Source organism: Microbacterium enclense, from assembly GCF_001456955.1.
Classification (GTDB): domain Bacteria; phylum Actinomycetota; class Actinomycetes; order Actinomycetales; family Microbacteriaceae; genus Microbacterium; species Microbacterium enclense.
In genome coordinates, this window is sequence record NZ_KQ758469.1 from 423,638 (window position 1) to 435,680 (window position 12,043).

At 66.2% G+C, this 12,043-nt stretch carries 12 protein-coding genes and 1 tRNA gene; 7 read left to right on the plus strand and 6 right to left on the minus strand.

Annotated elements, in window-relative coordinates:
* Positions 1 to 40: 40 nt before the first annotated feature.
* Genes AS029_RS07620 through AS029_RS07635 form a run of 4 tightly spaced genes read right to left on the minus strand, consistent with a single transcriptional unit; the run spans position 41 to position 3,962 of the window.
* Positions 41 to 1,444 carry an FtsW/RodA/SpoVE family cell cycle protein gene (locus tag AS029_RS07620; protein ID WP_058231974.1) on the minus strand — a complete coding sequence of 468 codons (1,404 nt, stop codon included), beginning with the start codon at positions 1,442 to 1,444 and terminating at the stop codon, positions 41 to 43.
* Complete coding sequence (locus AS029_RS07625) at positions 1,441 to 2,679, minus strand: PP2C family protein-serine/threonine phosphatase (RefSeq protein ID WP_058231975.1); 1,239 nt, start codon at positions 2,677 to 2,679, stop codon at positions 1,441 to 1,443. Before AS029_RS07625 ends, AS029_RS07620 begins: the two co-directional genes overlap by 4 nt.
* A 9-nt stretch (positions 2,680 to 2,688) precedes the next feature.
* On the minus strand, positions 2,689 to 3,228 hold the full coding sequence (locus tag AS029_RS07630) for an FHA domain-containing protein FhaB/FipA (RefSeq protein WP_058231976.1): 540 nt from the start codon (positions 3,226 to 3,228) through the stop codon (positions 2,689 to 2,691).
* Entirely contained in the window at positions 3,225 to 3,962 is a 738-nt protein-coding gene (locus tag AS029_RS07635) for an FhaA domain-containing protein (RefSeq protein WP_058231977.1), read from the minus strand. The genes AS029_RS07630 and AS029_RS07635 overlap by 4 nt, the downstream gene beginning before the upstream one ends.
* 154 nt (positions 3,963 to 4,116) lie before the next feature.
* On the opposite strand from AS029_RS07635, the gene AS029_RS07640 reads away from it, so the two are divergent.
* The 4 genes from AS029_RS07640 (at position 4,117) to AS029_RS07655 (ending at position 7,890) form a co-directional block, all read left to right on the plus strand.
* A tRNA-Leu gene (locus AS029_RS07640) sits at positions 4,117 to 4,200 on the plus strand.
* A 164-nt stretch (positions 4,201 to 4,364) separates the two neighbouring features.
* Positions 4,365 to 5,834, plus strand: coding sequence for an ATP-binding protein (locus AS029_RS07645; RefSeq protein ID WP_139168050.1), 1,470 nt, complete (start codon positions 4,365 to 4,367; stop codon positions 5,832 to 5,834).
* A 160-nt stretch (positions 5,835 to 5,994) separates the two neighbouring features.
* Complete coding sequence (locus AS029_RS07650; RefSeq protein WP_139168051.1) at positions 5,995 to 6,624, plus strand: hypothetical protein; 630 nt, start codon at positions 5,995 to 5,997, stop codon at positions 6,622 to 6,624.
* 255 nt (positions 6,625 to 6,879) lie between these two features.
* Entirely contained in the window at positions 6,880 to 7,890 is a 1,011-nt protein-coding gene (locus AS029_RS07655) for a hypothetical protein (RefSeq protein WP_139168052.1), read from the plus strand.
* Between the two features lie 81 nt (positions 7,891 to 7,971).
* On the opposite strand, the gene AS029_RS17570 is transcribed toward AS029_RS07655, so the two are convergent.
* A complete protein-coding gene (locus tag AS029_RS17570) occupies positions 7,972 to 8,667 on the minus strand; it encodes a hypothetical protein (RefSeq protein WP_058231981.1) in 696 nt (231 codons plus the stop codon).
* 89 nt (positions 8,668 to 8,756) lie between these two features.
* Between AS029_RS17570 and AS029_RS17575 the strand changes: the two genes are divergently transcribed.
* Positions 8,757 to 9,674: a hypothetical protein gene (locus tag AS029_RS17575; protein WP_167345241.1), complete on the plus strand. Its 918-nt coding sequence runs from the start codon at positions 8,757 to 8,759 to the stop codon at positions 9,672 to 9,674.
* On the opposite strand, the gene AS029_RS07675 is transcribed toward AS029_RS17575, so the two are convergent.
* Positions 9,638 to 10,708: a site-specific integrase gene (locus AS029_RS07675; protein WP_082642212.1), complete on the minus strand. Its 1,071-nt coding sequence runs from the start codon at positions 10,706 to 10,708 to the stop codon at positions 9,638 to 9,640. The two genes, AS029_RS17575 and AS029_RS07675, sit on opposite strands and share 37 nt — an antisense overlap.
* A 159-nt stretch (positions 10,709 to 10,867) precedes the next feature.
* On the opposite strand from AS029_RS07675, the gene AS029_RS07680 reads away from it, so the two are divergent.
* The gene (locus tag AS029_RS07680) at positions 10,868 to 11,260 is read left to right on the plus strand and encodes a hypothetical protein (protein ID WP_058231985.1); all 393 of its coding nucleotides are present in this window, start codon (positions 10,868 to 10,870) and stop codon (positions 11,258 to 11,260) included.
* A 190-nt stretch (positions 11,261 to 11,450) separates the two neighbouring features.
* Positions 11,451 to 11,774, plus strand: a complete 324-nt coding sequence (locus tag AS029_RS07685; RefSeq protein ID WP_058231986.1) for a hypothetical protein — start codon at positions 11,451 to 11,453, stop codon at positions 11,772 to 11,774.
* Positions 11,775 to 12,043: the final 269 nt, after the last annotated feature.

The window sequence follows — 12,043 nt, forward strand, 5'->3', positions numbered from 1 at the left end:
TCGGTCATCGGCGCGTCGGCGGGCGGGAACGAGCGGGTCATCAACCGATCACCACCCGGGGACGGCTGCGGACCGCGTCGGAGATGCGCAGCAGGAACGCCACGATGATCCAGTTGGCGATCAACGACGAGCCGCCGGCGGCCAGGAACGGGGTGGTGAGTCCGGTCAGGGGGATGACGCGGGTGACGCCGCCGACCATGATGAACACCTGCAGCGCGATGGTGAACGAGAAACCGGTCGCCAGGAGCTTGCCGAAGTCGTCCTGCCCGGCGAGCCCGATACGGATGCCGCGGCTCGTGAACACCATGTACAGCGCGAGGATCGCGAAGAGTCCGACGAGGCCGAGCTCCTCCCCGAGGCTCGGCACGATGTAATCGCTCTGCGACAGCGGGGTGATGTACGGCCGACCCTGGCCGAAACCCGTGCCGAAGAGGCCGCCGTGCGAGAGGCCGAAGATGCCCTGTACGAGCTGGTAGCTGCCGCCGTCGCGGTCGATGACCTCGGGGTCGAAGGCGTGCAGCCAGTTGGCGAAGCGTCCGTTGACGTAGGGCAGCACGCGGGAAGCGAGGAACGCACCGCTGGCGACCAGCACGAGACCGATGAGCACCCAGCTCGTCTTGCCCGTGGCGACGTAGAGCATCGCGACGAACATGCCGAAGATGAGCAGGCCGGTGCCGAGGTCGCGCTGGAGCACGATGATGCCGAGCGAGACGAGCCAGATGATCAGCACGGGGCCGAGCTCGCGCGCGCGGGGCCAGGTCATGAAGAGGAACCGCGTGCCGGTGGAGGTGAGGCTCTCGCGGGTGCGCACGAGGTACCCGGCGAAGAAGATGGCCAGGCAGATCTTGGCCAACTCGCCCGGCTGGAACGACACGAACCCGAGCGAGACCCACACGTCGGCGTTCTGGTCGGTGCCCAGACCGGGGACGAACGGCAGCAGGAGCAGCAGGATGCCGATGAGCCCCGACAGGTAGGTGTATCGGAAGAGCACGCGGTAGTTGCGCACGAAGATCAGCACGGCGAGGGCCGCGAGCATCGCGATCACCGCCCATGCGATCTGGCGGTGGCCCGTGGCATCCCATCCGGTGGCTTGATCGGCCAGGTCGATGCGGTAGATCATCGCGATGCCCAGGCCCGTGAGCACGGTGGCGATGGGCAGCACGAACGGGTCGGCGTCGCGAGCCCGCAGGCGCAGCACGACGTGCGTGATGAGCGCGAGGACGGCCGGAACGGCGGCGAGGATCAGGAACCCGGTCTCGATCGCGCCCGTCGCGCCGAGTTGCACGAGCGTCACGGCGGCGCCGTAGACCGCGATGGCGAACGCGAGCAGCCCCAGCTCGCGATTGCGCTGCGTGGCGGGCACCCGGATCTTCTTCAGGGCCCGCATGACCGCCGTGTCGGTGGAGACGGCATCCGTCGATCGGGTGAGTTTCTGGTCGGTCATCCGCTTGCCTCCTCTGCGGGGCGCAGGCGATCGACGATGCGCTGGGCGTCGTCGAGGGAGCTCGCCGAGATCGTGGCCTCGACGGTCTGCCGGTCGAACTCGCTCAGCTCGGCAAGCTCCACGTCGGTGTCTTCGTAGACGGTCGACAGCGACAGCGGCCCGATGGACTGCTGGATGCCGCGGTAGATGACGACCGAGTTCTCATCGGTGCCCACGTAGTAGCGCGTCTGGGTCCAGGCGTACCCGGCGTACAGGCCGAAGCCGAGACCCGCGAGCACGATGATCAGGGCGGCGAGCCAGCCGAGGCGGCGTCGTCGCGCACGGCGACGGTCTTCCTCGATGAGTTCCTCGAGGAACTCGGCGGCCGGTTCGAAGTGCGTGGGCTCGTTCGCGACCTGACGCGCGTGGTGCAGCCAGCCGGCGCGACCCGTGCGCGCGGCGGGCACGACGACACCGCTCGGGTTGGACGCCGACCCGACGATCGTCGGGGTGCCGATGAAGACGGGATGCTGACCGCCCACGTCGACGAGCACGACGGTGACGTTGTCGGGCGCACCGCCGTCGAGAGCCTGCTTCAGCAGTGCGTCCGCGGTGCGCGCCGGCGGCATGCCCAGGGCGAGGGTCTTCGCGGTGTGGGCGTCGTCGACGACACCCGACAGACCATCGGAGCACAGCAGCCAGCGGTCGCCGTCTTGCGTCGGCATGATGAAGCTGTCGACCTCGGGGTCGGGGTCCATGTCGCCGAGCACGCGCATGAGCACCGAGCGACGCGGGTGATACCGCGCCTCCTCGGGGGTGATGCGTCCCGAATCGACCAGCCGCTGCACGAAGGTGTGATCGGCGGTGATCTGCGTGAGCGTGTCGTCGCGGTAGAGGTAGATGCGCGAGTCGCCGATGTGGCCGATCACGGCATAGTCGTCGACCATCACGAGGGCACTGACGGTGGTGCCCATACCCGCGAGCTCGGGACGACGCCCCACCGTGTCGATCAGCTCGGTCGCGGTGTCGGCCAGCGCGTCGCGGATCGCGTGCTCGGCCTCGGTGGGCGAGGGGAACGGCTGGTCGAGTTCGGTGAGGCGACCGATGGCGAGGCTCGAGGCCACGTCGCCGCCCGCGTGGCCGCCCATCCCGTCGGCGACCACGAAGAGATTGGACCCGGCGTAGCCGGAGTCCTGATTGTTGGAGCGCACCTTGCCCGTGTGGGAGATGGCGGCGCTCGAGCCCTGGAAGACCATGGAGGTGGCTTACGTCCTCAGCTCGAACGTCGTCGCGCCGACCTTGATCGGGGCGCCCACCTTCACCTGCACGGGTGCGGCGACGCGCACGCCGTCGTGGGAGGTGCCGTTGGTCGAATCGAGGTCCTGCAGCATCCACTGGTCGCCCCACAGCACGAGACGGGCGTGATGACTGGAGGTGTAGTCGTCGCGGATGACCAGGCCCGATTCGCTCGAGCGTCCGATCGTGAGCGGCTCGGTGCCCAGCGGCAGCTCGAGGCCCGCCTTGGGGCCGCTCGTGATGACGATGCGCGACACCGTCGAGGTGGTGGCGAGAGCGCCGACCGGTGACGGGGCGGGAGGGGCGGGACGCTTGACCTGCGTCGTGACTGCATCGGGGGAGGCGACGGGGGCGGCGGCCGCCGGAGCGGGGGATGCCGCGGGCTCGGGCAGCTTGCGCACCTTCACACCGAAGAGGTCCGCGCGCAGCGAGTACACGACACCGAAGACGAAGAACCACAGCAGCACGAGGAATCCGCCCTGCAGAAGAAGAAGAGTCAGTTGACTCATGAGTGGGGTCCCCGTTCCCGGACGTCGAAGATGCTCGTGGCGTCGGGCGCCTGCGGGCGCCGCGGCGGCTGCGCCTGTGCGACCACACGGAACACGATATTGGTGCGGCCGATCGAGATCGTCGAATCGGGCGGCAATGCGGCCTCGGACACCTTGCGTCCGTCGAGGGTGGTGCCGTTGGTCGAGCCCAGGTCGCGCACCATGGCGCGCTCGCCGTCCCACAGGATCTCGACGTGCTTACGGCTCGTGCCGGCGTCGGGGATGGTGATGTCGGCATCGCTGCCACGACCGATGACGGTGCGCGATCCCGTGAGCGGATGCCGCGTGCCGTCGATGTCGACGACGCCGCGCCAGGCGATACGGCCCTCGGTGGTCTGCGAGTCGACGCGCAGCGTGCCGGTCGACAGCGACGCGTCGCGCTCGATCGAGATCGCGACGGGACCCGCGAACGAGTAGCCCTGCGTGCGGGCGTGCTTCTTCACGAGGGCATCGAGTTCGGAGACGAGGGTCGAGCCGAGCGCGCTCATCTTCTCGTCGTCGGCGGGCGAGAGACGCACCGCGAACGTGTTCGGGGCGAGGATGCGGTCACGTGTGACCACCACGGCCTTCTTGTCGAGCTCGCTCCGCAGAGCGGACGCGATCTCCACCGGCTGGATGCCGCTGCGGAAGGTCTTCGCGAACGCACCGTTGACGGCGCGTTCGAGACCTTTCTCGAAACTGTCGAGTAGTCCCACGAGACTCCTTCGGGCAGGCAGACCAGTAGGCACATCGTAGTCAGCACGGCTGGGCAGGTCATGGATGCCGGCTCCGGGGGCCGCGTTTCGTCAGGCGGCCGGTGCCGTGATATTCTCGGAAAGTTGGTCGCGTGGCATCCTCGATGCCTCGCATGCGCGAGTGGCGGAATAGGTAGACGCGCTGGCTTCAGGTGCCAGTGCCTTCACGGGCGTGGGGGTTCAAGTCCCCCCTCGCGCACAGATGGCCCAGTTTGTGAATGTGGGCCAATCTGTTTGGAAATACGAGGAGCCGGTCGAGTTTTCGACCGGCTCTTCGCTTTTTCGGCATCCGTGACGAGTGAACCTGTCGCGGTAGGGGTCGCTCGACGGTGTCGCGTTCGAGCCAGATCGAGGGACGTGCTGGTGGAGGAGAGCGCCGACGAGAACGTCGAGCTGCTTCTGGCGTTGCTGCAGAACAACGCCGAGTTGGAGTGGTTGGAGTTCAAGTCCTCGCTGGGCGACCCGGAACGAATCGCGCGCTACATCTCCGGTCTCGCGAACACGGCCGCGCTTCTCAACCGTCATTCCGCGTACGTGGTGTGGGGGGTGGAGGACGAGACCCGGCGCATCATCGGGACTGACTTCTCGCCCCGCACGACCAAGGTCAAAGGCCAGGAGCTCGAGCTGTGGCTGGCCCGCGCAACCCCGGGTGCGGTGTTCGCCTTCATCGAGTTCGAGTTCGAGGGTGCCCACATGGTCATCCTGCGAGTCCATGCAGCAGCGGACCGCCCCGTCGAGTGCCTGTCGAAGGCCTACATCCGTGTCGGTTCGTCCTTGGTGGAGCTAAAGACCGACAAGGATCGCGAGGGTCGCCTCTGGGACATCCTCCGGAACAAGAGCTTCGAAGAGGGAACGGCCATGGAGGCCGTAGCCGAGGAGCGGGTGCAGAAGCTCCTGGACTTGGGGGCGTATTTCGCTCGCAGCCGCCAGGCTCACCCCGCCTCGCTGGAGGACCTTCTGGCCATTGCGACGACGCTGGGCCTGCTTCGACCGCGGGACGACGGCCGCTGGGACATCACCAACTTGGGTGCCCTGCTGTTCGCACGCGAGTTGTCGTCATTCCCGACGGTCTCGGGCAAGAGCATCCGCGTCGTTCAGTACGAGGGTGACACGCGGGCACAGGTCGTTCGCCGGCAAGACGGCGCGAAAGGCTATGCGGTCGGCTTCATGGGGCTGCTGTCCTGGCTGAAGGCGGTGCTCCCCGCGCGCGAGGTGTACGTCAACGGTGAGCGCACTGAGCAGTTGGTTTACACAGACCTTCTTCTTCGAGAGGTGCTCGCCAACGCGATGGTGCACCAGGACCTGACGGTCCGTGGCTCAGGTCCGCGCGTGGAGATCTTCAACGACCGCATCGAGGTCAGCAACCCCGGCCGTTCCCTCGTCGCGGTCGACCGTCTGATCAACCACCCGCCGCTCGCACGGAACTCGGCCCTTGCCAACCTGATGCTGCAGATGCGTCTGTGCGAGAACCACGGCACCGGTTGGGACCGCATCGCGATGGAGACCGAGGATGCAGGTCTACCCTCTCCGACGGTGCAGTCGGACGACGATTCTATGCGAGTGACCATTCTGGGGCCGCGCAAGCTGACCACGATGCAGCGCGAGGATCAGAAGTGGATCGTCTACGCGCACGCCTGTTTGCAGTACGCGAACCACAAACACCTCACCAACGGCTCACTGCGTGACCGATTTGGGATCTCGACGCGAAACTCCTCCCAAGTGTCGCGGCTGATCGCTTACGCGGTTGAGGACGGGTTGATTGAGCTGTTCGATGAGTCCGTGGGTACCAAGTCGCGCTCCTACGTTCCGTACTGGGCCCGTCTCGTTCGCTGACCGATCCGGTTTGCTTGACTGCAAACTGCACATCGCTCCTCAAGACTCAGCAAACCACGTGTAGACGGGGCGAATTTGCTTGACTGGCATGTGCGCGCAGGGCGCCGGAGCTGGTGGACGACCCACCGGAGCGTCCGCTTGAGCCCGGTAGTCTCCGGACGTGAGAACCGACTGCGCGCCTGACCTTGCACCGACGACCTGCCAGCTGGACCGAATCGCCAGCGCGCTGGAGGAAGAGCCTGGCGTGGTGGAGATACTCACCACTGTGGTCGTTCCGTCTCTCCTTGGTGTGGCCACGCTTGTCGTGGCGGTCCTGTCGTGGCGCCTGGCTCGACGCGTGCACCAATTCGAGGTGGGTGTGCACGAGGAGACGGAGCTGCACGCGCAGCGGGAGCGGCGGTATCAGTTCGGTCAGGTCATGATGGAGTACTCCGAGGCCGTCGTCACCGAATGGGTGTTCGCCGGGAAGGTGATGTACAGCGACGGTGTCATTTCAGCTCCGCCCGAATCGAGAACCGCTCGGGCGCGCGTCGAGGCGGAGTTGCTGCGCGCTCCGGGTCCGCATGCTGGAACCCTTCTCGCTCGCGTGCGTGACAGCTTCGAGGAGGACGAGAGTCGCCAGCCTCCCGAGAACCGGCCCCGGCTCGCGGCACTGGTCAAGATGGCTAACAAGCTCTCCATCGAGTCCTGGGTTCAAGAGCCCAATCAGTGGGCGGAGCGGGATGAAGTACATCAAGCCGACCGCATTCGCCTGATGACCCCTGACGGTGCGCGGGGCGGTTCCCGCTAGACGGTGAGCTGTCGCGCGCTCGGGCATCACCCATGACGTCTGCCGCGTTGTCTGCAGCATATGACCGCTTGCCGTCGAGCTTGAGACGCCAACTACAAGAGGCCCTCCATATGAAGTCATCGACCGGGGTGAGGCGGAAGGTGGGTGCCCGCCCGGCCTTGCATCCGCGGGTGCGCTGACCGTTCCGAGCAGCTGTTCGCGCAACGCGCGGTCAGTGGCACCGTCGTCATCCTCGCCGTCCCGGAGGATGGCGACATGAAAGCTCGACGTGACGCCGGTCAACGCGCTCTGGTGGTGCTCACCCTTGCATTGGTCGCCATCGCGGCCGCATATGGTCTCAGCTGGTTGGCGCGGGCCACGCCTGGGGTGACGTGGACCGTCAGTTGGGACGTGTGGACGGTGGCCAGTGCTGTGGGCACGATTGGTGCAACCGCGGTGGCTCTCTGGCTCGCTGTTCGAGGTATCCGAAGCGAGCGGGATCGGGCTTCCCGGGTTGTGTCCGCTTGGGTGAGCGACGAGTACCTTCCCGACCCCGAGACGCACCGCTATCGCCGCGAAGCTGTGCTTCATGTAGCCAACGAAAGTGACGAGCCGGTCTTTGGGGCTCGGGTGAGCGTTGTGGTCGGCGAGGACGGTGTTCGCCTGGGACCGCTGGCTGCACCGTCGATCATCAGCGTGATTCCCCCACGCCGAGAGTTGAAGTTCGACATCTCTACCGCGCTACGCGCTCACGAGAACAGTTGGATGCCCCGGGCGGAGCTCTTCTTCAAAGACCCGTACGGACGACGATGGTTGCGCAACGCCGACGGCGACCTGCGTGAGGTCACCGGAGAGAAGAGCGAGCTCGTCCATGACGGCGAGAACGACATGCGCCAAGTCGGTGACCTCCAGTCTCAGGAGAACCCGCTGGTGATCGCAATGATGTGGTTGGAGGCGGTCCGGGACGGCCGGCTCGACGATGTGGAGTTCACCTCGGCTCCGGAAGCAGATTGGTGGCAGTCCACCGATTGGGCGGCACTCGCTGACCGCCTGCGCGATACCCAGCCGACGTCATTCGTGGACTACCCGGCAGCCAGCGTCGCGCGGGTGAAGGTGACGGATGACGTCAGCCTGCAGGGAATGGTCGTGCGCGGCGAAGGCGTCGTTTTGGACGGTGGTAGCTGGATCACCCTCACGCGGAGCGCGTTGCGCGGATGGCGCGTGTTCGCTATCGGTCGCGCGGTTAGGCCGGACGACGTTGCCCTGCCGGACGACGCGTTCGGGTGAGCGGAGGATCTCAGGCGCCCCCGATGCTGACTCACGAAGCACCGCCGCCGGCCGGATGGCACCGGCGGCGGTGCTGCGAGCTCACGCCGCGATGGAATCCAATCGTTCCAGCGGCTTGCCGTCGATGTCGGTGCGGCGCCGCGCACGGACGTCCTTACGGTCGACCGTCTCCAGCGCCTCAGCGTGCACGTGCTCGACGATGCGGCGCATGTTCGACACCGACACGGCCGCGCCAGCGCACAGCGCGTTGTAGGCGTAGCCCACGGCTCGACGCTTCTCGGGGTTGCCGATATCGGTCTCGTTGTCGCCCTTGAACCAGTTGTTGTTCTCCTCGACGCGGTTGCGCATTCCGAAGAACGCCCGCCACTTGGGCGTGCGGTACTCGATGTTCTGCAGGTTCTTGATGATGCGCATCCCCTCCGTAGTGTCGGGTCCGAACTGCAGCGTCTTCTGCTGGAGGGGGTTCCCACGCACGACCTTGTCGGTTGCGGGGTCGATGAGCATCATGTCCTTGGTGATGGTCGGGTAGGTGTATCGGTGGAACCCGTCGGCGTCGGGGCGGCCCTTCTCGGTGAGGCGGTACTTGCTGCGTGCGGCGAGGTGCGCGTAGTAGGTCTCATCGTCGATGAGGCCCGCCAGCCAGTCCGGGGTGGCGGTGACGAGGTCTTTGGGCATCCACCGGAGGTAGAGGTTGCCATCGACCTGGATAGCGTCGCCGATACTCGCCTGCTTACCGGTGTACTTCTTCTTGAAGTGCCAGACCGTGTAGAAGCCCATCTTGCGGATTTCGACCTGGAATCGCCATGCCTTGAACCCGTTGTAGGCGCGGTCTCCGATGAGGTAGCCGCGCTCGAGGAAAAGCCGGTGTGGAAGCGGACGGCGATGAGCGGTCCGTACCTGTTGCGTCCCGGCTCGTGCATGGTTACCCCGGTGGTGAGGACCGGGAAGCTGAGGTGGTTGGCGGGGTCGTTGGGGAGGGTGGTGACGGTCTCCACCTCCCATGCGGGTTCGTCGCTGCGCTTGCCCTTGCCCTTGTGGTTGCCCTCGCGGGTGTACGGTCCGCTCATCGCGTCGAGGTTGAAGCGGTTGGAGTCCTGCCTGCTCACGGAGGGGTTTGCGCGACCGACGAGCTTGAGCGGGGTGCCGTCGATGCCGACGTTGCCTCTGTAGCGGGCGCGGATGTCGGCGGGGAGCCGGCACACGCTCGCGCGCACCAGCGCGTTCATGAGCTCGTCAGCGCGGTCGCGCTTCTTCTGCGAGTAGGTGGCGCGCGCGATGATGAACTCTTCGGCGGTGGCGTGCTTGCGCTTGTCGATGTCCCAGGGCTCCATGAGGTCCAGGATGCGGTTGAGGGCCTGGCAGTAGCGCTGGTACCACTGGTTGCGGTCACCCGGAAGGGCGCCGAGTTCGAGGTAGTCGCGCACCTCCGGGGTGGTGCGGGCGTACAGCGTGGTGGCGATGGCGTCGTACCGGGAATCCCCGTCATCCATGTGCATGAGGAAGAGGATGAGCACGGCACGGTGCGTCATCAAAGGCTTGCGGCCGGCGCCGGAGCGGCGGTCCTCCTTCTTCCACTTGTCGATGAGTTCGACCACGCCGGATTCGTCGATGAGGGTGCCGTAGAGCTTCACCTTGTCCAGGCACCCGGCGTTCGTCTTCCGCAGCCACTGGTACCGGTCGTAGGTGTGCCCGGTGGCTTCGAGCATGCGAGCGTCGAGGAGCTCGAGGGCGACCTGCTTCTGGGGGGTCATCGCTGGCCCTCCGAACGGAAGATACGGCGGTAGTCCGCATCGTCTCGCAGCTGCACGTGCTCGAGGAGGAGATGCAGCTGTTGGAGCTTTTCGACCCCGCCAGCGCGTTGCAGGTCTTTCAGGGGGACACCAGCGGCGAGGTGGTGCGTCCACCAAGTGTGACGGAGTCGGTCCGCCCGCGGCGGGCGTCCGTGAGAGTTCTCGGTGAAGGACGAGGTGAGGTTGGAGGTGTTGCGGCGGTTGACGGGACCCCAGAGGGACTGGTCGGCGGGGCGGCGGTCCAGGAGACTGAGCATCCACTCCTCCCACTCGGCCAAGAGCGGGACCTCACGCGGCTCGTCACCCCCGACGTGGATGAGGACGCCCTCGTCGTCGACCTGTACCTGGTCGTGGCCGACGTAGGGCAGCTCGCGCGGGCGGAGACCGGCTCCGGCGCACAGGGTGAGCATGACCATCGCCCGGTCACGCTTGGAGTCGGTGAGCTGGTCCTCCGCCCAGCGCCGGAACAGCTTCATCTCGAAGTCGGTGTACGGCAGAGCGGTGCTGCGCTTGCTGAGCGGGGTCGGCCGTTCCGGGTGCTCGCCCGGCAGCAGCACCTCGCTGATACGCATCAGCTGGGCTCGGTAGTTGCGTCGGGTGCCTTCGCTGCGGTCCTGGTTGGCGGTGGTGGAGTAGATGTCGATGGCGCGGACAGACCAGATGATGTCCGGGCTGAGGGGCCAGCCCTGCTGGCGGCACCACTTCACGTACCGGGTGGTCGTGGACATCATGACGCCCACCGCATAGGCGGTGTTGGGCGCTGCCACGGTGACGGCGTCCTCCACGAACGCGCGGAACGCCGCATCCGCCTCCGGGTTTCCCCGGAAGGAGTGGGACGTCACGGCGGCCCGCGCTTCGTCGTTGAGGACGCCCCAGCTGCTCTGACGGAGGGCGGCCGCCAGTTTCTTGGGTACGGGGGTGTTGCGGTAACGCCCGAGGTGAGCGAGGAGCACCGCATGATGCCCCTGAGCAGTAGTGGTGTCGTCGAACGTGGTCCGGCGGTTGAGGTACAAGGGAGTCGTTTGCATGACCTGCCCATGCGCAGTTCGCGCTGGCCCTTGTCCGTTATGCGCCGTATTTTCCGCAATGCAAACGTTTTATCCGCACGAGCCGCTGATGTACCTTGAGGACGTAAAATACACTCACTCACAACGAGGTCGACAGTGATCGGTATCGAACGATTTGGGATGGCATTCGAGCCCCGGCGAATGGTGTACGAGTCCTCCGCATTCGGGGGCGTCCGCGAACTTCTGCAGCCCGCGGACGGGGTGGCCCCGACGGACCACCGGTACCGCGCCGCGATGGTGCAACACCTGATGGCCACCATCGCACGTGACGAGATCCGTCTAGCGGGGCGCACCCTCCCGCAGTTCCTGCACGACGCGGGCGACGTGCGCGGAACCAGCGCCGACCGGCACCGCCGGATCTTCCGCGGGGAGACCGGGGCGCAGTATGCGGATCTGAGCTTCTGGGCCGGCCACTTCCCGTTCATCGCTGTGGCGGCCGCGAAGTACATCGCCTCGTGGGCACCGGACGAAGTGATTGAAGAGCAAGCGCGCCGACGGATGCCGAGGTTCTGATTCGGCTTGTGCACGGAGACACGTTCTTGCATCGACGCCAGCTTTCGCCCGCCACTGTCTTGGTCGAGTAGCGTAGAGCATGCAGGCATGACCGCACTAGTAAGGTCGGATATATAGGTCAGGGGTGACGGTGAACGAGTTGGGTCGGGCTCCAGACCGGCGTCGTCAGTGCCACGCGCATAGCTCTGAGATGGCATTCGATTCCGCACCATTCCGGGCCCTGGCCGAGCAGGACTATTACTCACTCCCCCTGAGTGACCGGGCCTCCTTGGAGTACTACTACTCGGCGCACCTCGTCAGTGCGGGCGAGCGCTCGAGCGCCCCGCAGGATCTCTGGTGTCAGCACGCCGCTGACATCGACGACCTGCTCGAGCGCGCCAACCGCCTTCCGTGGGCGGAGGCAGCCGCACTGCGAGCGCAAGCGGCGGCGTGGATCGAGCAGCAGCATGTGTGCCCCCTCAACAACTACCAACGGGCACGTGTGGAGCACATGCTGGACGTTATGCGTGCCTGAACGCCGTGTCCCTCCATCGTCGCTCGCCTTTTAGGCGCGCCCGGGGCCAGTTTGAAGGCTCCCCCGGCTTCGTCGATGTTTCGGTGGCGACCCCAACGGATCTCTCCAGGGAATCAGGCGCCACCCGGGCGGTGTCGACACGGTGTATCAGTCGCTGGCGCAGGAGCACAGTCGGTTCCAGCTCGTCGTCAAACCGCTCGAACTGCGCGGGCGCGGGGCGGGGAGCCCGCGTCGCGACAGAACGCGTCAATGCCCACGGGATGCACTGA